Annotated in this window: 24 protein-coding genes and 3 tRNA genes; 18 read left to right on the top strand and 9 right to left on the bottom strand. The window is 61.1% G+C overall.

The window, feature by feature from the left end; translation table 11 throughout:
- Positions 1–14 precede the first annotated feature (14 nt).
- Positions 15–1,244, top strand: a complete 1,230-nt coding sequence (gene fucP / locus ACJ8PN_RS12180; RefSeq protein WP_171453281.1) for an L-fucose:H+ symporter permease — start codon at positions 15–17, stop codon at positions 1,242–1,244.
- 1 nt (position 1,245) lies between these two features.
- On the opposite strand, the gene ACJ8PN_RS12185 is transcribed toward fucP, so the two are convergent.
- A complete protein-coding gene (locus tag ACJ8PN_RS12185; protein WP_442534973.1) occupies positions 1,246–2,448 on the bottom strand; it encodes an MFS transporter in 1,203 nt (400 codons plus the stop codon).
- A 108-nt stretch (positions 2,449–2,556) separates the two neighbouring features.
- On the opposite strand from ACJ8PN_RS12185, the gene ACJ8PN_RS12190 reads away from it, so the two are divergent.
- Positions 2,557–3,468, top strand: a complete 912-nt coding sequence (locus ACJ8PN_RS12190; RefSeq protein WP_442535000.1) for a LysR family transcriptional regulator — start codon at positions 2,557–2,559, stop codon at positions 3,466–3,468.
- Positions 3,469–3,478: 10 nt separating this feature from the next.
- Here ACJ8PN_RS12190 and ACJ8PN_RS12195 read toward each other — a convergent pair whose 3' ends face one another.
- Positions 3,479–4,675 carry an MFS transporter gene (locus tag ACJ8PN_RS12195; RefSeq protein ID WP_171453283.1) on the bottom strand — a complete coding sequence of 399 codons (1,197 nt, stop codon included), beginning with the start codon at positions 4,673–4,675 and terminating at the stop codon, positions 3,479–3,481.
- Positions 4,676–4,812: 137 nt separating this feature from the next.
- On the opposite strand from ACJ8PN_RS12195, the gene ACJ8PN_RS12200 reads away from it, so the two are divergent.
- The gene (locus tag ACJ8PN_RS12200) at positions 4,813–5,409 is read left to right on the top strand and encodes a TetR/AcrR family transcriptional regulator (protein WP_015376551.1); all 597 of its coding nucleotides are present in this window, start codon (positions 4,813–4,815) and stop codon (positions 5,407–5,409) included.
- Between the two features lie 37 nt (positions 5,410–5,446).
- Here ACJ8PN_RS12200 and ACJ8PN_RS12205 read toward each other — a convergent pair whose 3' ends face one another.
- Positions 5,447–6,526 carry a GGDEF domain-containing protein gene (locus ACJ8PN_RS12205; protein ID WP_033645665.1) on the bottom strand — a complete coding sequence of 360 codons (1,080 nt, stop codon included), beginning with the start codon at positions 6,524–6,526 and terminating at the stop codon, positions 5,447–5,449.
- A gap of 259 nt (positions 6,527–6,785) precedes the next feature.
- Between ACJ8PN_RS12205 and ACJ8PN_RS12210 the strand changes: the two genes are divergently transcribed.
- Positions 6,786–7,070 carry a DUF1435 domain-containing protein gene (locus ACJ8PN_RS12210; protein WP_004933115.1) on the top strand — a complete coding sequence of 95 codons (285 nt, stop codon included), beginning with the start codon at positions 6,786–6,788 and terminating at the stop codon, positions 7,068–7,070.
- 89 nt (positions 7,071–7,159) lie between these two features.
- Here the strand turns inward: ACJ8PN_RS12210 and ACJ8PN_RS12215 are convergent.
- The 4 genes from ACJ8PN_RS12215 to ACJ8PN_RS12230 all read right to left on the bottom strand — a co-directional run bounded on the left by ACJ8PN_RS12215 (position 7,160) and on the right by ACJ8PN_RS12230 (position 8,515).
- Positions 7,160–7,246, bottom strand: a tRNA-Leu gene (locus ACJ8PN_RS12215).
- A gap of 42 nt (positions 7,247–7,288) precedes the next feature.
- Positions 7,289–7,375 (bottom strand) — tRNA-Leu (locus ACJ8PN_RS12220).
- 36 nt (positions 7,376–7,411) lie between these two features.
- A tRNA-Leu gene (locus ACJ8PN_RS12225) sits at positions 7,412–7,498 on the bottom strand.
- A gap of 72 nt (positions 7,499–7,570) precedes the next feature.
- On the bottom strand, positions 7,571–8,515 hold the full coding sequence (locus ACJ8PN_RS12230) for a LysR substrate-binding domain-containing protein (protein WP_442534974.1): 945 nt from the start codon (positions 8,513–8,515) through the stop codon (positions 7,571–7,573).
- Between the two features lie 118 nt (positions 8,516–8,633).
- On the opposite strand from ACJ8PN_RS12230, the gene ACJ8PN_RS12235 reads away from it, so the two are divergent.
- Positions 8,634–9,626, top strand: a complete 993-nt coding sequence (locus tag ACJ8PN_RS12235; protein ID WP_004933109.1) for an aldo/keto reductase — start codon at positions 8,634–8,636, stop codon at positions 9,624–9,626.
- 50 nt (positions 9,627–9,676) lie between these two features.
- On the opposite strand, the gene rsmC is transcribed toward ACJ8PN_RS12235, so the two are convergent.
- Positions 9,677–10,717, bottom strand: a complete 1,041-nt coding sequence (gene rsmC / locus ACJ8PN_RS12240; RefSeq protein ID WP_442534975.1) for a 16S rRNA (guanine(1207)-N(2))-methyltransferase RsmC — start codon at positions 10,715–10,717, stop codon at positions 9,677–9,679.
- A gap of 146 nt (positions 10,718–10,863) precedes the next feature.
- On the opposite strand from rsmC, the gene ACJ8PN_RS12245 reads away from it, so the two are divergent.
- The 13 genes from ACJ8PN_RS12245 to deoD all read left to right on the top strand — a co-directional run bounded on the left by ACJ8PN_RS12245 (position 10,864) and on the right by deoD (position 23,292).
- The gene (locus tag ACJ8PN_RS12245; RefSeq protein WP_442534976.1) at positions 10,864–11,301 is read left to right on the top strand and encodes a DNA polymerase III subunit psi; all 438 of its coding nucleotides are present in this window, start codon (positions 10,864–10,866) and stop codon (positions 11,299–11,301) included.
- On the top strand, positions 11,246–11,689 hold the full coding sequence (rimI, locus tag ACJ8PN_RS12250; RefSeq protein ID WP_171453287.1) for a ribosomal protein S18-alanine N-acetyltransferase: 444 nt from the start codon (positions 11,246–11,248) through the stop codon (positions 11,687–11,689). The genes ACJ8PN_RS12245 and rimI overlap by 56 nt, the downstream gene beginning before the upstream one ends.
- Positions 11,690–11,840: 151 nt before the next feature.
- Entirely contained in the window at positions 11,841–13,430 is a 1,590-nt protein-coding gene (gene prfC, locus ACJ8PN_RS12255; RefSeq protein ID WP_004933094.1) for a peptide chain release factor 3, read from the top strand.
- A gap of 515 nt (positions 13,431–13,945) precedes the next feature.
- Positions 13,946–14,560, top strand: coding sequence for a molecular chaperone OsmY (gene osmY, locus ACJ8PN_RS12260; RefSeq protein WP_004933091.1), 615 nt, complete (start codon positions 13,946–13,948; stop codon positions 14,558–14,560).
- 160 nt (positions 14,561–14,720) lie between these two features.
- On the top strand, positions 14,721–14,882 hold the full coding sequence (locus tag ACJ8PN_RS12265) for a DUF1328 domain-containing protein (RefSeq protein WP_004933089.1): 162 nt from the start codon (positions 14,721–14,723) through the stop codon (positions 14,880–14,882).
- Positions 14,883–14,950: 68 nt separating this feature from the next.
- The gene (locus tag ACJ8PN_RS12270) at positions 14,951–15,136 is read left to right on the top strand and encodes a CsbD family protein (RefSeq protein ID WP_274850507.1); all 186 of its coding nucleotides are present in this window, start codon (positions 14,951–14,953) and stop codon (positions 15,134–15,136) included.
- 10 nt (positions 15,137–15,146) lie between these two features.
- Positions 15,147–16,265: a patatin-like phospholipase family protein gene (locus tag ACJ8PN_RS12275; protein ID WP_442534977.1), complete on the top strand. Its 1,119-nt coding sequence runs from the start codon at positions 15,147–15,149 to the stop codon at positions 16,263–16,265.
- On the top strand, positions 16,262–17,044 hold the full coding sequence (locus ACJ8PN_RS12280) for a TatD family hydrolase (RefSeq protein WP_082997235.1): 783 nt from the start codon (positions 16,262–16,264) through the stop codon (positions 17,042–17,044). The genes ACJ8PN_RS12275 and ACJ8PN_RS12280 overlap by 4 nt, the downstream gene beginning before the upstream one ends.
- 183 nt (positions 17,045–17,227) lie before the next feature.
- Positions 17,228–18,505 carry a NupC/NupG family nucleoside CNT transporter gene (locus tag ACJ8PN_RS12285; RefSeq protein ID WP_004933076.1) on the top strand — a complete coding sequence of 426 codons (1,278 nt, stop codon included), beginning with the start codon at positions 17,228–17,230 and terminating at the stop codon, positions 18,503–18,505.
- 370 nt (positions 18,506–18,875) lie between these two features.
- Positions 18,876–19,655: a deoxyribose-phosphate aldolase gene (deoC, locus tag ACJ8PN_RS12290; RefSeq protein WP_171453290.1), complete on the top strand. Its 780-nt coding sequence runs from the start codon at positions 18,876–18,878 to the stop codon at positions 19,653–19,655.
- A 66-nt stretch (positions 19,656–19,721) separates the two neighbouring features.
- Positions 19,722–21,047, top strand: a complete 1,326-nt coding sequence (gene deoA / locus ACJ8PN_RS12295; protein WP_442534978.1) for a thymidine phosphorylase — start codon at positions 19,722–19,724, stop codon at positions 21,045–21,047.
- A gap of 193 nt (positions 21,048–21,240) precedes the next feature.
- Positions 21,241–22,464, top strand: coding sequence for a phosphopentomutase (deoB, locus tag ACJ8PN_RS12300; protein WP_411261100.1), 1,224 nt, complete (start codon positions 21,241–21,243; stop codon positions 22,462–22,464).
- A gap of 96 nt (positions 22,465–22,560) precedes the next feature.
- On the top strand, positions 22,561–23,292 hold the full coding sequence (gene deoD, locus ACJ8PN_RS12305) for a purine-nucleoside phosphorylase (protein ID WP_004933059.1): 732 nt from the start codon (positions 22,561–22,563) through the stop codon (positions 23,290–23,292).
- A gap of 170 nt (positions 23,293–23,462) precedes the next feature.
- On the opposite strand, the gene ACJ8PN_RS12310 is transcribed toward deoD, so the two are convergent.
- Positions 23,463–24,146: a YtjB family periplasmic protein gene (locus ACJ8PN_RS12310; RefSeq protein ID WP_151254331.1), complete on the bottom strand. Its 684-nt coding sequence runs from the start codon at positions 24,144–24,146 to the stop codon at positions 23,463–23,465.
- Positions 24,147–24,249: the final 103 nt, after the last annotated feature.

Below are 24,249 nucleotides of genomic sequence, written 5' to 3' on the forward strand. Positions count from 1 at the left end.
ACGAGGGTATCACCATGCTTGCTGAAAAAAGTGCGGCCTCCGCGCAGCCGGGCGTCCCCGTGACCGCCAATCTGCGCTGGGCCTTTATCCTGGTTACCAGCCTGTTCTTCATGTGGGGGCTGTCCTATGGCCTGCTGGACGTATTAAACAAACATTTCCAGGAGACGTTGCACGTCACCAAGGCGCAGTCGGGGCTGCTGCAGGCGGCCTACTTCGGCGCCTATTTCCTGGTGGCGCTGCCCGCCGGGTACTTTATGGATCGCAAGGGTTATAAGGCGGGCATTCTGGTCGGGCTGTGCCTGTACGCGCTGGGGGCGCTGCTGTTCGTGCCGGCGGCGTCGGCCAACAGCTTCGGCGTATTCCTGTTTGCGCTGTTCGTTATCGCCAGCGGCCTGGGGTGCCTGGAAACGGCGGCCAACCCGTACGCCACGGTGCTGGGCGACGCGCAGGGCGCCGAACGGCGGCTCAACCTGGCGCAGTCGTTCAACGGCCTCGGGCAGTTTATCGGCCCGCTGATCGGCGGCACGCTGTTCTTCTCCGCCGGCCAGTCCGCCGGCGACGGCGATCAGAGCGCGGTGAAGATGACCTATGTGGCGATCGCCGCGCTGGTGTTGCTGATCGCGCTGTTGTTCAGCCGCACCCGGCTGCCGGCGATCCGCGAAGAGGAAAAACCGGTGCACGGCGTGATAGCGCAGGGATTGTGGCAGCATCCGCATTTCGTCGGCGGGGTTATCACACAGTTCTTCTACGTGGCGGCGCAGGTGGGCGTGGGAGCGTTCTTCATCAACTACGCCACCGAGCACTGGCGCGAGGTGTCTAACCAGAACGCCTCTTACCTGCTGTCGATCGCCATGATCTGCTTTATGGTCGGGCGCTTCTTCAGCACCTGGCTGATGGGGCGGGTCAAACCGGCGACGCTGCTGGCGGCCTATGCGCTGATCAACATCGCGCTGTGCGGCGTGGTGATGCTGAGCGTCGACGGGGTGTCGGTAGTGGCGCTGATCGCGGTGTTCTTCTTTATGTCGATCATGTTCCCGACCATTTTCGCCCTGGGGGTGAAAAATCTGGGCAAGCACACCAAGCGCGCCAGCTCGTTCATGATCATGGCGATCGTCGGCGGCGCCATCATGCCGTACTTTATGGGGGCGCTGGCCGACCGCTACAGCACCGCGCTCTCTTATCTGCTGCCGCTGCTGTGCTTCGCGGTGGTGCTGGTTTACGGCCTGCGGCAGCGCCGCGGCTGATTCAACCCGGCGGCGAATCGGCCTTCGCCGCCGTTGTCAGCGCCTGCGGGCGGGTTCTCATCAGGATCACCAACGCCAGCAGCAGCACCATGCCGGACAGCACGCCGTTTATCGTCAAGCCTCCGGCGTCTACCACCCGCCCGCCCGCCAGCGAACCGCAGGAAATCGCCAGATTAAACAGCGCGATATACAGCGAAGAGGCGACTTCGACCGCGTTGGGGGCCGCCTTGAGCATCCACGCCATCAGCGCAACGGAAACGCCGCCGTAGGCGATGCCCCACAGCAGGAGGAAGGCGCCGCCGCTCAGCGGCGCGTGGCCCAGCAGCGGCAGCAGCAGGACGGCGAGCGCCAGCCCGAGGGCGATCAGCGCCAGGGTGCGGCGCAGCCGTTTGGCGGCGGCCTGGCCGGCGATGAAATTCCCGACGAGGCCGGCGACGCCGTAGGCGAACAGCAGCGGCCCCACCCAGCGGCTCTCGATACCGGAGACGGTCTGCAGCAGCGGACGGACAAAGGTGTAAGCCATAAAGTGACCGGCGACCAGCAAAAACGTCAGCAGCAGCCCGGTCAGCAGCCGGCGATTCGCGCGCTGCGCGGTGAACGACCTCCAGCTTATCGCCTGCGTGACCGGCAGCGGTGGCAGCACGCACACCAGCAGCAGCAGGGTCAGCGCCGCCAGAACGGCGACCGCCAGAAACGCCAGGCGCCAGCCCAGCGCTTCGCCGAGGAATACCCCGAGCGGCACGCCGAACACCGAGGCCGCCGCTACGCCGCCGAAGATGACGGACAGCGCCAATCCGACTGAGGCCGGCGGCACCAGGCGTTCCGCCAGCCCGCCGGCGATGGCCCAGATACCTCCGATGCAAAAACCCAGCAGGATGCGCGCGGCGAACAGCAGGGCCAGGGAGGTGGCGGCGGCGGCCAGCAGGTTAGCGGCGATCAGCAGCAGCAGAAAGCCCGCCAACAGGCTGCGGCGGTCCGTGCGCCGGGCGCCCAGCACCACCAACGGGGCGAACAGCGCGGCGAACAGGGCCGGCAGGGAAATCAGCAGCCCGGCGCGGCCGATCGTCGCGTTCAGGGTATTGACGATCGGTGTCAGCAGCCCGACGGGCAGCATTTCTGCGGTGACGACGGCAAAGGTGGACAGGCCGACCGTGAAGGTCGCCAGCCACGCTTTTGCGCCGCCGTCGGCGTGTAAGGCACTCATAATGACTCTCCCAACAGATGAAGACCCCCAGTGTATCCGCGCCAAAATGGCTGATAAACTGGCCAGAATGCGCAATGTTGGGGACAAATCGTGGCTAATTTACCGTCTATGCCGTTGGATAACCTGACCGACCTGCTGGTATTCATTCGCGTCGCCGACGCCTGCAGCTTCACGCTGGCGGCCGAGAGGCTGGGCATCTCCCGTTCGGCAGCGGGCAAATGCGTGACCCGATTGGAGGAGCGATTGGCGACCCGGCTGCTGCAGCGCACCACGCGCAGCGTCAGCCTGACCGAAGACAGCGCGGTGTTTTACGAGTATGCGCAGCGCATCCTGTCGCAGGCCGACGAGGCGGAAACGGCGCTCAATACGCGGCGGCAAACCCCGCGCGGGCGGCTGCGGCTGGATGTGCCGGTCTCGTTGGGGCGATTGCACATTTTGCCGATTTTGCGGGAATTTTTGGCACAGTGGCCGGAGGTGGAGGCCGACGTCAGCTTCTCCGACGATTACAGCGATTTGGTGCGCGACGGCATCGACGTGGCGATCCGCGTCGGCGGCAGCGACGACAGCCGACTGGTGCGACGGGTGCTCGCGCCGCATCGCCTGATCACCTGCGCGGCGCCGGACTATCTGGCGCGACACGGTACGCCTGCGAAACCGGAAGCGTTGGGCGATCACGAGACGCTGGTCTTCAGCCACCAGGGATTGCCGGCGCCGTGGCGCTATCGGGTTAATGGTCAACTGCACGAACAGCCGGTGCGCGGCCGGATGCGTTTCAACAACGTCGAGGCATTGCGTGATGCGGCCGTCGCCGGGGCTGGTCTGTGTCAGATAGGAGCGTTTCTGGTCGGCGAGCAGATTGCGGCCGGCACGCTGGTGCCGGTGCTGGAACGCTATTGTCGCCCGGGGCCGCCGATCTGCGCCGTCTATCCCAGCCGGCGCCACCTCTCCCCCAAGGTGAAACTGTTTCTGGCGGCGATCGAACGGCGCTGGCAGGGCAAGGCGATTTGGGAAAGCGCCTAGCGCGAGCGGTTCATGCCGCTTGCACGGCCAGCGTTCGCCGCATTAAGCGATAGCCGCCGGCCGCCACCAGCAGTACGACCAGGCCGGCCGTGAGCGTGACGCCAAAGCCGGCCTTGATCCCCACCGCATCGATCGCCAGCCCCGCCAAGGCGGCGCCGAGCGCCACGCCAATCCCCAGGCCGGTCACCATCCAGGTCAATCCTTCCGTCAAACGTGAAGGCGGCACGAGGCGTTCAACCAACCCCATGGCGACGATCATGGTCGGCGCGAAAAATAGTCCGGCGACAAACATCGCCGCCGCCAGCGTTAAGACATTGTGCACCCACAGCAGCGGCAGAGTGGTGAGTGCGGTGGCGAAGGCGGCGTATAAGAACTGCCGAGGCAATGGGGACGGCAGCTTTATTGCGCCGAAAATCAGCCCGGCGAGGCAGGAGCCGCCTGCGTAAACCGACAGCACGATGCTGGCGGCGGCCGGCTGCCCCTGCTGCTCGGCGAAGGCCACGCTGATGACGTCCACGGTGCCGACGATGGTGCCCAGCGCGATCAGCGCCAGCACCAGGATCTGCATCGACGGCATGGCCAGGATGGCGCGCTGCCGCTGGTTATTGCGGGGATAAACCGGGGGCTGAGTGCTTTTTTGCCAGGCGAATGCCGAAACGCCCGCGACCAGAAGCAGCGCGGCCACCAGAGGGCCGGCTTCAGGGAAGAGCGCAACGCTGAGCCCCACGGCGATCGGCGGGCCGACGATAAAGGCGACCTCATCCAGTACGGACTCGAATGAATACGCCGTGTGCAGCTGCGGCGTGCCGCGATAGATTTCGCTCCAGCGGGCTCTGACCATCGCGGAGATGCTGGGCATGCCGCCCGCGAGTGCGGCGAAGACGAACAGCGTCCAGTCCGGCGCCCGATAGTGGGTGCAGATCAGCAGCAGCAACAGGGCGAGTGCGCTGACCCCGGTGGCGTAGGGCAGCACGCGACTTTGGCCGTAGCGGTCCGCCGCGCGTGCGATTTGCGGCGCGAGCAGCGCCATGGAAAAGGCGAATGTCGCCGCCACCGCACCCGCCAGCCAATAGGAGCCGCGTACCTGCGAAAGCATGGTGATGATGCCGATACCGGTCATTGAGATCGGCAGGCGCGCGATCAACCCGGCAGAGGAAAACGCCTTGCTGCCCGGTGCGCTGAACAGTGTGAAATAAGGATTAGCCATGAATAGGGCTCCTGAATGTTGGCGGCTCGGTATTCGCGCAATGCCCATCATTGACATACGCCACGTATGTTACGTTAATTGACATACATGGCGTATGTCAATTATAACGTCATCAATGGCGAGACGGGAGTGAATCCATGGCACGTAAAGCGCGCACAGAAATGATTGAAGAAACCCGGCGTAAGCTGGTGGCGGCCGCCCGTCAGCAGTTCGGCGGCGTGGGGTATGCCGAGACGGTGATGGATGAGCTTACTGCGCAAGCCGGTATGACGCGCGGTGCGCTCTATCACCATTTTGGCGACAAGAAGGGATTGTTTTTGGCCGTCGTGCAGGAAATCGACGCCGAAATGGATGCGCGCCTCGCCGACATTACCGCGAGCACGCCAGATGACTGGGAGGCCTTCGCGGGGCGTTGCCGCGGTTATCTGATCATGATGACGGAGCCGCAATCGCAGCGCATTCTGTTACGCGATTCGCCCTCGGTGCTGGGAGCCGACTATCTGCAGGCCAGCAAGCTGGGTTGCATCACCTGGATGACGGGGGCCTTACAGGCGTTGATGGCGCAGCGGCGTATCGCTACCGCCGAACCGGAAGCGCTGGCGCATTTAATCAATGGCGGCCTGATGGATGCTGCGCTGTGGGTCGCCCATCAGCCGGAAAAAGACGTGGCGCTGGAGCAGGCCTTGGCCAGTTTGAACCTGTTGTTGAACGGGCTGCGTTCCACCTCTGCTTAAGTTTTACTGGCGGCCGCCGCGCCGTTTCGGCGGCGGCTTAAGGGTGAATGACGACGGGCTGGACGTTTTGCGCCAGCTGGATATTGTTGCGGCCGCTGTGTTTCGCCAGATAGAGCGCGGCGTCGGCTGCGCCTATCGCCGATTCGATGTCCAGTTTTTCCAGCGCGGAGATGCCGGCGCTAAGCGTCAGCGTGCCGCTGTGCTGCGGGCTGGCGCCGTGCGGGATGTTCAGTTCCGCCACGCGTTGGCGCACCCGCTCGGCCAACTGCGCCGCGTAGCCTTCGTGCACGTTGGTCAGCAGCACCAAAAACTCTTCCCCGCCGTAACGCACCACGATATCGCGCGAACGCACCGCATCGCGGATGGCGACCGCCACCTGCACCAAAGCCCGATCGCCCATGGCGTGGCCGTAGCTGTCGTTGTAGACCTTGAAGTGGTCGATATCCAGCAATAGCACGTAATGGTGGCCGGTTTGCGGTTCCAGCAGCATAGTGATCTTATTCTCCAGCCCACGTCGGTTATAAAGGCCGGTCAGGGGATCGAGCATGCTCAAATTATTGAATTTGTCCCGCTCGTTATACAGGTTGGCCACCAGCGCGTGGGTAAAGATTTCACTGCGTTTCAACATCAGGTGATGAATGGAGAAAGCGATAATAGGTAATAGCGTGGTGAATAATATCCGCAGGGTATTATGCATGCCGTCTAAAGCCAGGATCATCATTGCGGAAGGTACGGCGTGTAAACAAAAGGCGGTAAAGTTATCCGTCAGAGAAATAGCGCTGATAAAAAAGATGCTAAACAAACTAATTAATAAAAAATCTTGGTTATTCGGTAGGCAATATTGACTTTTAACGTAAATATGTGCGGCCCAGAGCAGGCCGAGTACGCTGGCGAACAGGTTGAGTTTGCACAAATATTTACGTGGCGTTTGCAGGGAAAATAGCGCCGCTACCAGACAAAATAGCGGTATACATAATAAAGGTAGGGTAAATGCGGGCGTATCCCTAAAAGGGAACAATAATGTAAATACGGAAGAGGCGGCATTCATTATCAGAAAAAGAAATAATGCCAGGCGCTGCTTGCTGTTCAGTAATTCCTGATAAGAACGGGCGTTCATACGGAGGTCACTCTTTGCAAAGTCGTTCTGTCGAATAATTAAGGTTGAGAAGCATTCCTTTGGCGCAAATATCCACTTGAATTGCATGGTTGAGGATTGTGATTATTATCATGCAAACAGGACTAGGAATTTTCTTATGTCAAATTATCATTTTTTCCTGCTGGTGTCATCTGAGTTTGGTCAGCGCAGTGAAAATGATGCAGCGGCCAAAAAAGTGTTATATGATATTGGTTATCATTATCACTTAAGGAGGGGTGTCATGCTCACTGCCATGATTGCCGCGTGCGGGCTGTGGGGCGTCAGTTGGTGCCTCGGGGATCGCCTGGCCAGCGCCTGGGGCGTTTTGCTACCTTGTGCGTTGATGCCGCTGCTGGCCTTAATCAACCTGGATATGCTGCAGTTGCGCACCCTGATCGTGATAGCGATGTTGGCCACGCTGGTGATGCTGTTCAATAGCCGGCTGCGCCACTATCTGCTGCTGCCTTCCTGCATGGCGCTGGCGGGTGGCCTGGCGGCAGTCAGCCTCAACTTCAGCTTTGGGTGAAACGCCGGAAACGGCAAAACCACGCTTAAGCGTGTTTATCATCAATGCGTTGGGATTTTTTCGAAGGAACTACCGGAGAGATCATCAATTGGTGCGAAGAGAGGGACTTGAACCCTCACGTCCGTAAGGACACTAACACCTGAAGCTAGCGCGTCTACCAATTCCGCCACCTTCGCACAGTCGATGTTGTTACTTTGATTTATATTACGTCGCCAGCTTGGTGCGAAGAGAGGGACTTGAACCCTCACGTCCGTAAGAACACTAACACCTGAAGCTAGCGCGTCTACCAATTCCGCCACCTTCGCATCGATGCTGAGTGCAATATAAATCATGTGGTTATTTGGTGCGAAGAGAGGGACTTGAACCCTCACGTCCGTAAGGACACTAACACCTGAAGCTAGCGCGTCTACCAATTCCGCCACCTTCGCGTACCAGAAACATTACCGGAGTAACGTTACCACGGAGGCGAATTCTAGAGATTTTGGCGGGCACGTCAACAGTTATTTCCCCGCTTTGCGGGCGTTTGCTGGAAAAACAGCCATATCGCCGCTTTTCTGCTGGTCAAACAGCCAAATCAGCCAATCAATCAACACCCTGACCCGCGGCGCCAGGAAACGGCCGGGCGGATACATGATGTAAATCGGCATTGGCGGAGGCGGCGTGTCCGCCAACACTTCCACCAGCTCCCCCTGTTTCAGCCAGGGCGCCAGCGAATAGCGCGCTGCCTGAATCAATCCCATGCCGGCGCGCGCGCCGGCGATGTAGGCGTCGGCGCCGCTGACGCTGAGCCGGGCGGGCAGTTCGCGTAGTTCCAGCTTGCCGCTGCGGCAGAATTCCAGCGGGTAATCGCGGTTGCTGGCCAGTGAAAAATACCCCACCGCGCGATGCGGCTCCAGGCTATCGATGTCAAGCGGCGTGCCGTGGGCCTGCAGATAGGCGGGGGAGGCGCAGGTGACCTGCGGCAGCTGGGCGATGCGCCGCGCCGCCAGGCCGTCGTCTTCGGTTTCCCAGGCGCGCAGCACGCAGTCCACGCCTTCGCGCAGCAGATCGACGTGGGTGTCGTTGGCGCCCAGCACCAGCGTGATGTCGGGATAGCGCCGGTAGAAGTCGTCCAGCGCCGGAATCACCACCTCGCGCGCCAGCGAATGGGGCATATCGATGCGCACCTTGCCGGACGGCTGCAGCTTATGCTGGCTGAACAACGTGTCCGCCTCTTCCAGCGCCCCCAGCAGCTGCACGCAGCGCTGGTAATAGAGGCTGCCTTCGCTGGTCACCTGCACCTGGCGGGTGGTGCGGATCAGCAGGCGCACGCCCAGCCGCTGTTCCAGCCGTTTCAGCGCGTTGCTGACCGTGGCGCGCGGCAGCTGCAGGCGTTCGGCCGCCCGGCTGAAACTGCCCAGTTCGACGATGCGGGTAAAAATGCGCATGGCTTGAACTTGATCCATGTTCACTCCGGATTGTTGGTGATTTTTGAACAGTGATGTGCAATCTGCATTATTTATCTTTGTCGCGTAAACAACCAGACTTTGCTGCGTTATCCATTCACCGCATGAGGGCAGCACAATGCAACAACGTAAACTCGGTTCCAACGGTCCCGTCGTCTCCGCCCTGGGGCTGGGGTGCATGGGCATGAGCGACTTCTATTCCACCGGCGCCGATCGGCAGGAAGCCATCGCCACGCTGCACCGGGCGCTGGAGTTGGGCGTCACGCTACTCGACACCGCCGACATGTACGGGCCGCACACCAACGAAGAGCTGGTGGGGGAGGCGATCAGGGGCAAGCGGCAACAGGTGTTCCTGGCCACCAAGTTCGGCATCCTGCGCGATCCGGCGGATCCTTCGGCGCGCGGCGTCAGCAGCCGGCCCGAATATATCCGGCGCTCCGTCGAGGGGAGCCTGCGGCGCTTGGGCGTGGAGGAGATCGATCTCTATTATCAGCACCGGGTCGATCCGCAGGTGCCGATCGAAGACGTCGTCGGCACGATGGCGGATCTGATCCGCGAAGGCAAGATCCGCCATATCGGCCTGAGCGAGGCGTCGGTCGCCACGCTGGAGCGGGCGCACAAGGTGCATCCGATCACCGCGCTGCAGACCGAGTATTCGCTGTGGACGCGCGACGCCGAACAGGGCGTGCTGGCGGCCTGCGAGCGCCTGGGCATCGGCTTTGTGCCCTACAGCCCGTTAGGGCGCGGTTTCCTCACCGGCGCTATCCGGCGGCCGGAGGATCTGGCCGAGGACGATTTCCGCCGCAGTAACCCGCGTTTCCAGGGGGAAAACTTCGCCCGCAACCTGGCGCTGGTGGAGAAGGTGAGCGAGCTGGCGGCGCAGAAGGGCGTCAAGCCTTCTCAGTTGGCGCTGGCCTGGGTATTGGCGCAGGGCGAGCACATTGTGCCGATCCCCGGCACCAAACGCCGTCGCTATCTGGAAGAGAACGTCGCCGCGGCGGAGATCGCGCTGAGCGTGGCTGAACTGGCGGCGATAGAAGCGGTGTTTCCGCTGAGCGCGGCGGCCGGCGATCGCTACGGCGCGGAGTCGATGACCTATATCAACGGCTAAAAAAAAGCGCGGCCTCGGGCCGCGCTCTGTCGTTTTCCGCCAACGGAAACTTATTTCTTCTTCGGCGCGCGCGGCGGGCGGCCGACGGTCGCCTGGTACACCTTGAAGCGGCCATTTTGCGCCAGCACTTCGTGGCTGCCGAAGGTGGCGTCCAGAATGTCCGGGTAGGGCAGGAAGGCGTTGGCGACGATGCGCAGCTGGCCGCCGATCGGCAGGTGCTTTACCGCGCCGCGGATCAGCGTTTCGGCAGCGGTCAGGCTGGTCTGCAGCCCGTCGTGGAACGGCGGGTTGGAGATGATCATGTCGAAACGGCCGGTGATATCGGAGTAAACGTTGCTGACGATCACTTCGCCTTCGATGCCGTTGGCGGCCAGCGTTGCGCGGCTGGATTCCACCGCGGCGGCATTGACGTCGCTGAGGGTCAGTTTCACCTTTGGCGACAGCTTGGCCATCACCGAGGCCATGACGCCGGCGCCGCAGCCGATGTCCAGCACCTTGCCTTTCATGTGTTTTTCCAGCGTCGACAGCAGCAGCGAGCTGCCGACGTCCAGGCCGTCGCGGCTGAACACGCCCGGCAGCGTTTTCACTTCCAGATCGTGCAGCTGATAGCTGTCCCACCACTCGTTCAGGTCGAACTCGGTCTGCGCGTCCAGGCGGCCGTGATACAGGCCGCAGCGGCGCGCGCTGTCGATTTTCGCCAGCGTGACGTGGCCTTCCAGCGTTGGCTCGGCGCTGCGCACGCCGCTGCGGTTTTCACCGACCACGAACACGTCCGCGCCCACCGGCAGCAGCGCCAGGAGGTTGCACAGCTGGAATTGCGCTTCCTGCTTGCTCTTCGGCCAGTAGTAAACCAGCGTGTCGCAGTCGGCGACGAAAGCGGGATCGACGGTCAAACCGAACTGCACGTTATCGCCCATCGTCCGGTTCAGTAACTGCCAGTGATGGTATTGCTGAGTGTGGACGCGCACGTCCGCGGCCTCGAATTGGGCCGGCAGGCTGTCCTGCAGGTCGCCGGCAAACAGCACGCGGCGTTCGATAAATTCATCACTGTGGCGCAGAATGACTTCACTGGCGGGGGTTAATGCAGACATCAGATATTGGCTCCTGGAAATGAGACCGGGGATTATAGAGCTTTGTGGCGATATGTTCGACGGGTTTGTTGGCGCGGGCTGCGCGGGTTTGTTAGCATAGCGCGGCGCATGGCAGGCATGGCGCACCACAACGGGTAGGAATCGGCATGGCATCAAAACGCGACTGGCTGTTACAACAACTGGGTATTACGCAGTGGACATTGCGCCGCCCGGGCGTGTTGCAGGGCGAAGTGGCGGTCAGTCTGCCGCCCGAGACGCGCCTGCTGGTGGTGGCGCAGACGCAGCCGGCGCCAGACGATCCGCTGTTTTGCGACGTGCTGCGCAGCCTGGGGCTGACGCCGGCGCAAACCTACAGCCTGACGCCGGAACAGGCGGCGATGCTGCCTGAAGATACCACATGCAACAGTTGGCGGCTGGGCGTGACGGAACCGCTCGCGGTCGCCGGCGCGCAGCTACACAGCCCGGCGCTGGCCGAGCTTTCCCAAGACGCGGGGGCCAAACGCGCCCTCTGGCAGCAGATTTGTCATCATGAACACGATTTCTACCCTGACGGCGGCCGACCTGGCCACGGCCTTCACCATTGAGCAAGCCAGCCACGCTTTCCCCTGGACGGAAACCACCTTTGCCAGCAATCAGGGCGATCGCTACCTTAACCTGAAGCTGAGCGCCGACGGGGTGATGGCGGGGTTCGCCATCACGCAGATCGTGCTGGACGAAGCCACGCTGTTCAACATCGCCATTCATCCGCAGTGGCAACGCCGGGGTTTTGGCCGCCTGCTGCTCAACGCGTTGATCGAACAGCTGGAGAGCCGCGGCGTGGTCACGCTGTGGCTGGAGGTGCGCGCCTCCAACCAGGCGGCGATCGCGCTGTATGAAGATCTCGGTTTTAACGAAGTCACCGTGCGCCGCAATTATTACCCGAGCGCCCACGGCCGCGAAGACGCGATCGTGATGGCGCTGCCGCTGGCGTAATCAGCCCGGCCGGAAAAAGCATTGATTGTCACCGGTTGGCAAATCGGCGAAAATGCCCGGCTGTTATCTTTTATTCACCGCTTTGCCCGGCGCCGCGATCGGCGCGTTCTGATGATGTCGCAGGGCGGACTAACCGTAGAACCTGAAAACCATGTCTCCTAGTGAATTTGCCCGCGAAGTCTCCAAAAGAAGAACTTTCGCCATCATCTCGCACCCCGATGCCGGTAAAACCACCATTACCGAAAAAGTGCTGCTGTTCGGACAGGCGATCCAGACCGCCGGTACGGTAAAAGGCCGCGGCTCCAGCCAGCACGCCAAATCCGACTGGATGGAAATGGAAAAGCAGCGTGGGATCTCGATCACCACCTCCGTGATGCAGTTCCCGTACCGCGACAGCCTGGTTAACCTGCTGGATACCCCGGGGCACGAAGACTTCTCCGAAGATACTTACCGTACCCTGACCGCCGTCGACTGCTGTCTGATGGTGATCGACGCCGCCAAGGGCGTTGAGGATCGTACCCGTAAGCTGATGGAAGTCACCCGTCTGCGCGACACGCCGATCCTGACCTTCATGAACAAGCTGGACCGCGACATCCGCGATCCGATGGAAGTGATGGACGAAGTTGAGCGTGAACTGAAGATCGCCTGCTCGCCCATCACCTGGCCGATCGGCTGCGGCAAGCTGTTCAAGGGCGTTTACCACCTGTACAAGGATGAAACCTACCTGTATCAGACCGGTAAAGGCCACACCATCCAGGAAGTGCGCATCGTCAAGGGCCTGAACAACCCAGAGCTGGATGCGGCGGTGGGCGAAGATCTGGCGGCGCAGCTGCGCGATGAGCTGGAACTGGTGCAGGGCGCTTCTCACGAGTTCGATCAGGAAGCCTTCCTGAGCGGCGAACTGACCCCGGTGTTCTTCGGTACCGCACTCGGCAACTTCGGCGTGGATCATATGCTGGACGGCCTGGTGGCCTGGGCGCCGGCGCCGATGCCGCGCAAAACCGACACCCGCGAAGTGACGGCGGCGGAAGAGAAATTCACCGGCTTCGTGTTCAAGATCCAGGCCAACATGGATCCGAAGCACCGCGACCGCGTGGCCTTTATGCGTGTTGTGTCCGGCCGTTATGAGAAGGGCATGAAGCTGCGCCAGGTGCGCACCGGCAAAGACGTGGTGATCTCCGACGCGCTGACCTTTATGGCCGGTGACCGCTCGCACGTGGAAGAAGCCTACCCGGGCGACATCATCGGTCTGCACAACCATGGCACCATTCAGATCGGCGATACCTTCACCCAGGGTGAAGACATGAAGTTCACCGGCATTCCGAACTTCGCGCCGGAACTGTTCCGCCGCATTCGCCTGCGCGATCCGCTGAAGCAGAAACAGTTGCTGAAGGGGCTGGTGCAGCTGTCCGAAGAGGGCGCGGTGCAGGTGTTCCGCCCGATCGCCAACAACGACCTGATCGTCGGCGCGGTCGGTGTGCTGCAGTTCGACGTGGTGGTGGCGCGCTTGAAGAGCGAGTACAACGTGGAAGCGCTGTATGAGTCGGTCAACGTGTCGACCGCGCGCTGGGTCGAGTGCGACGACGTGAAGAAGTTCGAAGAGTTCAAGCGCAAGAACGAGATCAACCTGGCGCTGGACGGTGGGGACAACCTGTCCTACATCGCGCCGACCATGGTGAACCTCAACCTGACGCAGGAACGCTATCCTGACGTGACCTTCCGCAAGACCCGCGAACACTGATAAATCGGCAGGGCGCCCGGTGCGCCCTGCCAACCTCCCTCATCCTCACTCCGCTAATTAATAAAACTTCCTCACCTTTTATGCCGCAAACCGATATCGCCAGGCAGCGTTCGTTAGGCCTGCGTTTTCCGCCGTATGGTCTATCTTTAACGAGATGTCCGCACATTGCTTGAGAGTAAATCACTGTAATACGCTGATTGTTTGGTGAGTTATTCTGATGTGTTGCCGATAGGAGACAGTCTGTTTCCTTAAATATCAATGAGATGACTGTTTTACCGTTTCGTGTCACCTAGTCTGTCGTCAATAGGCGACAGTTTTTTGATTAAAAATCCGACTCAATGCTTTTTTTGTTTGATTTTTAAGGTGTTTATGGAGTTGGCACGGCGGTTGCAATATTCCTGTCGTGAACGCTTAATCGTATAGCGATGATGAAGTATTTACCGAGAGGCCGCGTGAAGGCGGCTGAAGGGTTCCGGCGCTCTGGCGCTGGGGCCCCCAACAAAAGGAAGAGATCGATGAAAAAGACCAAATTTGCACACTCGCTGATGGCTGTTGTTTTGGGTTCTGCTTTGGTGAGCGGCACTGCGCTGGCCGAAGACAGTCTGCTCAACAAGGCGTCTAACGCCGCGGACAGTGCCGGTGCCAAAATCGATAGCTCCATGAAAAAAGTTGACGGTTACATGGATGACAGCGCGATAACGGCTAAAGTTAAAAGTGCGTTGGTGGACGATAAAACCATCAAAAGCACTGACATTTCGGTGAAAACCGAAAAAGGCACCGTGATCCTGAGCGGGTTTGTCGGCAGCCAGGCGCAGGCGGAACATGCGGTTGCGGTTGCCGGTAAGGTGGAAGGCGTCAAAACCGTCAGCGACAAGCTGCACGTGAAAGATGAAGCCAACCAGTCGATCAAATCGTATGCCGGCGACACCGCCACCACCAGCGAGCTGAAAGCCAAGCTGCTGGCCGATGACATCGTGCCGTCGCGCAATGTGAAAGTGGAAACCACCGATGGCGTGGTGCAGCTTTCCGGTGAGGTGAAAACGCAGGCGCAGTCTGAGCGTGCCGAAAGCATCGCCAAGGCTATCGACGGCGTGAAAAGCGTGAAAAACGACCTGGTGGTCAAGCCGTAATCCCGCCAGGCGCCCGTAACAAGTAACAACAAGCCGCATCTGTCGGGCCGTCAAGGCGGCCCGACGTGTACCACCAAAAAAAGAAACTGATTTGCCGTCGACGTCCGGTGTCGGGGCGGTAGACGGCAGCAAATTTTTTCACAATGGTAAGGAGAAGCTTATGTTTCGTTGGGGCATTATCTTTTTAGTCATCGCGCTTATCGCTGCGGCACTGGGGTTCGGTTCGCTGGCGGGCACCGCCGCCTGGGCCGCCAAAGTCGTGTTCGTTGTCGGCATCATCCTGTTCCTGGTCAGCCTGTTCACCGGCCGTCGGCGCCCTTAGCCGGCCGGCATTTTCCTGCAAACTGTAACAAAGCTTAATTCCTTTTCTCACCTCGGGGAGGGCCGGCCATGAACAGCGACATCATCGTCGGACGCTGGAAACAGCTGAAAGGTCAGGTATGGCAGGCATGGGCCGAATGGTCCGGCAGCGATGGTGCCTGGTTGGCCGGCAGCAATGATTTCCTCGTCGGCGTGCTGCAAGAGGATTACGGAAGAGAGCGAGACGCGCTATCCTCGGAGAAAACGTCTCACTGAGGATGCCAAGTTGGGATACAGAATACCCATCACGCTCGGCAATATAGAACCGCTGGCGTCTAAACCTTTTCGACCAGGAAAAATGGCGTTGGTCTGCGAAGGCGGCGGCCAGCGCGGCATTTTCACCGCCGGCGTGCTGGACGAGTTTCAGCGCGCGGGCTTTAACCCTTTCGATCTGCTGATCGGCACGTCGGCCGGCGCGCAAAATCTGTCCGCCTATATCTGCGGGCAGATGGGCTACGCGCGCCGGGTGATCACCCGTTACACCACCTCGGCCCAGTTCTTCAATCCGCTGCGTTTCGTGCGCGGCGGGCATCTGATCGATCTCGATTGGCTGGTTGATACGGCGGCGGCGCAGATGCCGCTGGCGATGGACGTGGCGGAACAGCACTTTACCGACGGGCGCGAATTCCTGCTGTGCGCCTGCCGAAGCGACGATTTCGAACCGGCCTATCTGCCGGCGCAGCGCGAACGCTGGCTGCCGGCCATCAAGGCGTCCAGCGCCATTCCCGGCTTTTACCGTCAGGGCGTGGAGTTGGACGGCGTCAGCTATCAGGACGGCGGCATCAGCGATGCGATCCCGGTGGAAGAGGCCTACCGCCGCGGTGCCGACACCATCGTGGTGATCCGCACCGTGCCTTCGCAAATGTACTACACCCCGCAGTGGATGAAGCGCATGGAGCATTGGCTGAGCGACAGCAGCCTGCAGCAGATGGTGCGCATCCTGCAGCATCACGAGCAAAGCTATCACCGCATCCAGCGCTTTATTGAGAAACCGCCGGGCAAGCTGCGCATCTTCGAGATCTTCCCGCCTAAGCCGCTGGCCAGCAATGCGCTGGGCAGCCGACTGGGGGCGCTCAATCAGGATTATCACCTGGGGCGCCGCTGCGGCCGCTACTTCCTGGCCACCGTCGGCCAGTGGATGGCGCAGCAGGAACCGGACGGTATCAAGGTGCAAAAATCGTTGTCGCGCCGCCTTATCCAGCCGGAGAACGTCAGAATGCCTTCGCCGATCGTGACCGACATCGCCATGTCGCCCGATCTCACGGCGCAGCCGGAGGCTGCGGTGGCGGCGCCGAAGCCCATTCTGCCGGGCGATCTGCCGCCGGGTGAAGGGGGCGCGCTGTGAGCTACGCCTTTACCGACACCCACTGCCATTTCGATTTCCCGCCCTTTACCGGACATGAGGCCGAGAGCCTGACGCGGGCGGCAAGCGCCGGCGTGCAGCGCATCATCGTCCCGACGGTCACCGCCGATCGCTTCGCGCGGGTGCTGCGGCTGGCGCAGGATCACGCGCCGCTGTTCGCCGCGCTGGGGCTGCACCCGCTGTATATCGCGCAGCATCATGAGCCGCAGCTGGAACAGCTGGCGGCGCTGTTGGCCGAACGGCCGCGCAAGCTGGTGGCGGTGGGGGAGATCGGGCTCGATCTGTATATGGACAACCCGCAGTTCGAGCGCCAGCAAAGCGTGCTGCTGGCCCAACTGAGGCTGGCGAAACAGCATGACCTGCCGGTGATCCTGCACTCGCGGCGTACCCACGATCAGCTGGCCGCGGCGCTGCGGCGCATGCAGCTGCCGCGTCGCGGCGTGGTGCACGGCTTCGCCGGCAGCCTGTCGCAGGCGCAGGCGTTTATCCGCCTCGGCTATTACATCGGTGTGGGCGGCACCATCACCTATGAGCGGGCGCAGAAAACGCGCGGCGTGATGGCGCAGCTGCCGCTTGAGGCGCTGCTGCTGGAGACGGATGCGCCGGACATGCCGCTGGCCGGCTATCAGGGGCAGCCGAATCGCCCCGAGCGTGCCGCCGAGGTGTTTCACGCGCTGTGCGAGCTGCGGCCGGAACCGGCCGACGAGATCGCCGCCCATCTGCAACGCAATACCCAGTCACTGTTTGCCATGCCGGATTGACGAGCTTATAACGTGACTTGTGTCACGTTATAAGATTTTCATTTGCGTCTCGTTGTATACATTTGTGACATAAATCGGTGCGAGGGTGACCTCGCTCAGTATAATCCCCCCGAAACTCTCCAATAGCAGACCTCTCTTCATGAGCAGGGATGTATTTTATTTTTTGCAACAGGGAAACTTTGCATGCAACTCATCATGAGTCTGGTCGGTATGGCGGTGCTGATCGCCATTGCGGTGCTGCTCTCCAGCAACCGTCGGGCCATCAAATTGCGCACCGTGGTGTGGGCGTTCATCATTCAGGTCGGCATCGGCGCGCTGGTGCTGTACGTGCCGCTGGGCCGCAGCATCCTCGGCAGTATGTCTAACGGCGTGGCAAACGTTATCGCCTACGGCAATCAGGGCATTTCGTTCATCTTCGGCGGGCTGGTGTCCGACAAGATGTTCGAGGTGTTCGGCGGCGGCGGCTTCGTATTCGCGCTGCGCGTCCTGCCGGTGATCGTGTTCTTCTCCTCGCTGATTGCGGTGCTGTACTACCTCGGCATCATGCAGTTGGTGATCCGCGTGTTGGGCGGCGGCCTGCACAAGTTGCTGGGCACCTCGCGCACCGAATCGCTGTCGGCAACCGCCAACATTTTCGTTGGCCAGACCGAAGCGCCGCTGGTGGTGCGCCCCTATATCGCCACCATGAGCCAGTCAGAACTGTTCGCCGTGATGTGCGGCGGCCTGGCCTCGGTAGCCGGTTCGGTGTTGGCGGGGTACGCGCAGATGGGCGTGCCGCTGGAATATCTGATCGCCGCGTCCTTCATGGCCGCGCCGGGCGGGCTGCTGTTCGCCAAGCTGATGGTGCCGGAAACCGAGCAGACCCACGATAAAGACGATGCGATGAAGCTGATCGCCGAAGAGGATCGTCCGGCCAACGTGATCGATGCGGCGGCTTCCGGCGCGGCTTCCGGCATGCAGCTGGCGCTGAACGTCGGTGCGATGCTGCTGGCGTTTATCGCGCTGATCGCCTTGCTTAACGGTATTCTCGGCGGTATCGGCGGCTGGTTCGATTATCCGCAGCTGTCGCTTGAACTGATCCTCGGCTGGGTGTTCTCGCCGATCGCTTTCCTGATCGGTGTGCCGTGGAGCGAGGCGATGACCGCCGGTTCGTTCATCGGCCAGAAGATCATCGTCAACGAATTCGTCGCCTACATGAACTTCGGCGCCTATCTGCGCCCGGATGACGTAGTGGCGGCGGAAGGCCTGCAGGTGCTGTCGACGCACACCAAGGCGATCATCTCCTTTGCGCTGTGTGGCTTCGCCAACCTCTCCTCGGTGGCGATCTTGCTGGGCGGTCTGGGCAGCATGGCGCCCAACCGTCGCCACGACATCGCGCGCTTCGGTCTGAAGGCCGTGGCGGCGGGCACGTTGTCCAACCTGATGAGTGCCACCATCGCCGGCTTCTTCCTGGCGCTGTAAGCCACCACGGAGCCCGCGACGGCGCGACCGATCGCGGGACTCCGCCTATACTCTAAGCAACGCGGGTGTTTGCCGCACCCGCGATCTTCAGCCGCTTCTTTAGCGAATTTGTGAACGATATCGCGTTATTTTGTGATGCTCTTCACATATAATTCCGGTCTGTTACAGTGCTATTTCATATAGTGTGACGATGAACGCGAATCGCCTCCGGCATTCGTGTTCAAATAGCTATTACTGGCCGGCCGCAAGGCGGGTGGCCATGTGCGGTGAGAAGGATCTCAGTTGCCGCCGCGGGAACGCCGTTCCCCAGCGCTATCTTCATGGAACCAAGTCCGCTCGCCAACACCCAGGTACTCAGTTGGAGAGTTTTATGACCGAATTAACCGCAGCAGCGCAACGTGCGCTGAACTTGATGGATTTAACCACGCTGAATGATGATGACACCGACGAGAAAGTGATCGCCCTCTGTCGTCAGGCCAACAGCCCGGCCGGCCACACGGCGGCCATCTGCATCTACCCGCGTTTTATCCCGGTGGCGCGTAAGGCGCTGCGCGAGCAAGGCACGCCGGACATCCGCATCGCCACCGTGACCAACTTCCCGCATGGCAATGACGATATCGACATCGCGCTGGCGGAAACCCGCGCGGCGATCGCCTATGGCGCGGATGAAGTGGACGTGGTGTTCCCATACCGTGCGCTGATCGCCGGCAACGAACAGGTCGGCTTCGAGCTGGTGAAACAGTGCAAGCAGGCTTGTCAGTCGGCCAACGTGCTGCTGAAAGTGATCATCGAAACCGGTGAGCTGAAGCAGGCCGATCTGATCCGCAAGGCGTCCGAGATCGCCATCAAGGCCGGGGCTGACTTTATCAAGACCTCCACTGGCAAGGTACCGGTCAACGCCACCCTGGAGAGCGCCGAGCTGATGATGTCGGTGATCCGCGATCTGGGCGTGGCAAAGACGGTGGGCTTCAAGCCGGCCGGCGGCGTGCGCACCGCGGAAGACGCGCTGCATTATCTGCAACTTGCCGATCGTATTCTGGGCGAGGGGTGGGCCGATGCGCGGCATTTCCGCTTTGGCGCTTCCAGCCTGCTGGCCAGCTTGCTGACCGCGCTGGGCCACCAGACCCAGACCGCCGGCGGCGGCTACTGATCGATTTCGTTGGCGGGCGCCAGGCGCGCCCGTCTGCACCGACTCTCGGCGACACAGGGGGATGCCTTGTTCCTGGCTCAAGAAATTATTCGTAAGAAACGCGACGGCCAGCCGTTAAGCGAAGCGGAAATCCGCTTTTTCATCAACGGTATTCGCGACAATGTGGTGTCGGAAGGGCAGATCGCCGCGCTGGCGATGACCATTTATTTCCATGACATGAGCATGCCGGAGCGCGTGGCGCTCACCATGGCGATGCGCGATTCCGGCACCGTGCTGGACTGGAAGAGTTTGGCGCTGAACGGCCCGATCGTCGACAAGCATTCGACCGGCGGCGTGGGCGACGTGACCTCGCTGATGCTCGGCCCGATGGTGGCGGCCTGCGGCGGCTATGTGCCGATGATCTCCGGCCGCGGCCTGGGTCATACCGGCGGCACGCTGGACAAACTGGAAGCCATTCCGGGCTTCAATATTTTCCCGGACGATAACGCCTTCCGTAAAATCATTCAGGACGTCGGCGTGGCGATCATCGGCCAGACCAGCTCGCTGGCGCCGGCGGACAAACGTTTTTACGCCACCCGCGACATCACCGCCACCGTGGATTCTATCCCGCTGATCACTGCCTCCATTCTGGCCAAGAAACTGGCGGAAGGGCTGGATGCGCTGGTGATGGACGTGAAGGTCGGTTCCGGCGCCTTTATGCCGACCTATGCCCTGTCGCAAGATTTGGCGCAGGCGATCGTCGGTGTGGCCAACGGCGCGGGCTGCAAGACCACTGCGCTGCTGACCGACATGAACCAGGTGCTGGCCTCCAGCGCCGGCAATGCGGTGGAAGTGCGCGAAGCGGTGCGTTTCCTGACCGGTGAATACTGCAACCCGCGCCTGCTGGAAGTGACGCTGGCGCTGTGCGTGGAGATGCTGCTGTCCGGCGGCCTGGCGAATGACGAGGCCGATGCGCGCGCCAAACTGCAGGCGGTACTGGACAACGGCAAGGCGGCGGAAGTGTTTGGCCGCATGGTGGCGGCGCAGCAAGGGCCGATAGACTTCGTCGAACGTTATGATAGCTATCTGCCGGCGGCAACGCTGAGCAAGCCGGTGTATGCTGAAAATCCGGGCATCATCAGCGCCATGGATACCCGCGCGCTGGGCATGGCGGTGGTTTCGCTGGGCGGCGGCCGCCGCCGGGCGAGCGACGCCATCGATTACAGCGTCGGTCTGACCGAGGTGGCGCGCCTGGGTGATAAGGTGGATGCCCAGCAGCCGCTGGCGATGATCCACGCCAACGATGAAGAGAGCTGGCAGCAGGCGGCCGATGCGGTGCGTAGCGCAATGACGCTGAGCGACAAGGCGCCGGAGGCGACGCCGGTAGTGTATAAGCGCGTCACTCAAGCGTGATGACCCTCGTCTTTCAAGCCGTAGCGTTGTTGGCTGCACGCGTGCACCCCAGTCACTTACTTGAGTAAGCTCCTGGGGATACACGCGCTAGCCGCCTAGCTACAACTTGAAATCCATTGGGTATAAATTTAGAGAATAAGGGCGATTGCAGTTTTGCGGTCGCAATAGCGTGAGAACACGCAGGAGAGCACAGATGAAACGCACATTTATTATGGTATTGGACTCCTTCGGCATCGGCGCGAGCGAAGACGCCGAACGTTTTGGCGACCAGGGTTCCGACACTCTGGGCCACATCGCCGAAGTTTGCGCGCGCGGTGAAGCCAACGTGGGCCGCCAGGGCCCGCTGACGCTGCCTAACCTGAGCCGCCTGGGGCTCGGCAAAGCGGCGGAAGAGTCCACCGGCAACTTCCCGCAGGGGCTGGATCGCAATGCCGACATCATCGGCGCTTACGCTTACGCCAGCGAGCTCTCTTCCGGTAAAGACACGCCGTCGGGCCACTGGGAAATCGCCGGCGTGCCGGTACTGTTCGACTGGGGCTACTTCAAGGACGAGCACAACAGCTTCCCGCAGGCGCTGCTGGATAAGCTGGTGGAGCGCGCCAACCTGCCGGGCTACCTGGGCAACTGTCACTCATCCGGCACCGTGATCCTCGATCAGCTGGGCGAAGAGCACATGAAAACCGGCAAGCCGATTTTCTACACCTCCGCCGACTCGGTGTTCCAGATCGCCTGCCATGAAGAAACCTTCGGCCTGGAGCGCCTGTACGAGCTGTGCGAAATCGCGCGTGAAGAGCTAACCGAAGGCGGTTACAACATCGGCCGCGTGATCGCGCGTCCGTTCGTCGGCGACAAGCCGGGCCACTTCCAGCGCACCGGCAACCGCCACGATCTGGCGGTAGAGCCGCCGGCGCCGACCGTGTTGAAAAAGCTGGTGGACGAGAAGGGCGGCGAAGTGGTGTCGATCGGTAAAATCGCCGACATCTATGCCAACGTCGGCATCACCAAGAAGGTGAAGGCGACCGGCATCGACGCGCTGTTCGACGCGACCCTGATTGAAATGGAAAAGGCCGGCGACAACACCATCGTGTTCACCAACTTCGTGGACTTCGACTCCTCTTACGGCCACCGCCGCGACGTGGCGGGCTACGCCGCCGCGCTGGAGCTGTTCGACCGCCGCCTGCCGGAGCTGCTGAAGCTGGTGAAAGACGAAGACATCATCATCTTCACCGCCGACCACGGCTGCGACCCGACCTGGCCGGGCACCGACCACACCCGTGAGCACATCCCGGTGCTGGTCTACGGCCCGAAAGTGAAACCGGGCTCGCTGGGCCACCGCGAGACCTTCGCCGACATCGGCCAGACCGTCGCCAATTATTTTGGCCTGTCGCCGATGGATTACGGTAAAACCCTGTTTTAATTCGTGAGTTTAAGGCGGTGGCGCAGTTGGCCGCCGTCTGACATACCACGGCTTATACGTTTAACGCTATTTAATACGATTTAAAGGAAGAGAATTATGGCTACGCCGCACATTAATGCTGAGATGGGTGATTTCGCTGACGTAGTACTGATGCCGGGCGATCCGCTGCGCGCAAAATACATCGCCGAAACCTTCCTGGAAGGCGCGGTGGAAGTGAACAACGTGCGCGGCATGTTGGGCTTCACCGGCACCTACAAAGGCCGCCGCATCTCCGTAATGGGCCACGGCATGGGCATCCCGTCCTGCTCCATCTATGCGCGCGAGCTGATCGCCGAATTCGGCGTGAAGAAGATCATTCGCGTGGGTTCCTGCGGCGCGGTGCGTGACGATATCAAACTGCGCGACGTGGTGATCGGCATGGGCGCGTGCACCGACTCCAAGGTGAACCGTCTGCGCTTCAAGGACAACGACTACGCGGCGATCGCCGACTTCGACATGGTGCGCAACGCGGTCGATGCGGCGGCGGCGCAGGGCATCCCGGCGCGCGTGGGCAACATCTTCTCCGCCGATCTGTTCTACACCCCGGATCCGGACATGTTCCAGGTGATGAAGAAGTACGGCATCCTCGGCGTGGAAATGGAAGCGGCCGGCATCTACGGCGTGGCGGCGGAGCTGTACGAAGAGTTTGGCTGCAAGGCGCTGACCATTTGCACCGTGTCCGACCACATCCTGCGTCACGAAGCGACCACGGCGGCGGAACGCCAGACCACCTTTAACGAAATGATCGTTATCGCGCTGGAATCCGTGCTGCTGGGCGACAAAGCGTAATACCGCGGCGGGCGTCGTCATGGCGCCCGCCCGTCAATCTATTCACTCCGCATGGCCGATTTTTTGCTAACGCTTTACCTTTCAATTGGTTGTGGATCCCGTTGTTACGGACAATCGATTCACCGAAAGGACAAGAAAACGGCACGGACGCATTCAACGCCTGGCCTGAGTTACTCCTTCTTCGGCGCTTCCTGCTTTATCTCCGGCGCATCCTCTTCGTCGTCTTCCACCGTATTGCCTTCTTCCAGTGGCGTGTTGGCGGTCAACAGGTACGGCGACTGCTGCCAGCGGCTGCGGCGGTGCTGCAGCAGGGTGCGCGCCAGAATGATGCCGATCGCCAGCGCCAGCAGGATCATCAGGCGCAGCAGGTTGGTGGTGTTGTCCACCTGTTTGGATTCGGTCGCCAGCACGTGGGTGTCGAGGGTGATGCGGATAAAGCCGATCGGGCCGTCTTTGCCCTGAATGGATTCGACCAACTGGTGGTTGAAGTAGCTGCCGGCGCGTTTGCCGTCGAGCGATAGGCGATCGCGTATACTTATCTGCTCCCCGGCGTGGGAGACCAGCGTGCCGTCCAACTGATACACGCTGACGTCGAGAATGCGGCTGTGATCGGTGAGCTGCTTGAGGATGGCGTCGATGCGCGGGTTGTTGCCGTCGTCGTCCAGCAGCGGCGCCAGGCTGTAGGCGACCTGTTTGGTCAGCGTCTGCGCCAGTTCTTCCACCTGCTCGGATCGCGCCATTTGGTGACTCAGGCTAAAATAAGAGGCGCCCTGCATCAGCAGCACCAGCAAAGCCAGGCAAATCAGGATAATAGCGGTGCGGTGCAGGCGAAATTTCAGTTTAGCGCGAGCCATGCAGGTTCCTTGGGCATCGGGGACACTTTATGTTGCCAGAACCGCTGGCGATAGGATAGCTTGATGCGTCGTTTTATCATGCAGCGTTTTTGTCCATTCAGGA

This window comes from Serratia sp. CY76391, from assembly GCF_052166695.1.
Classification (GTDB): Bacteria; Pseudomonadota; Gammaproteobacteria; order Enterobacterales; family Enterobacteriaceae; genus Serratia; species Serratia nematodiphila.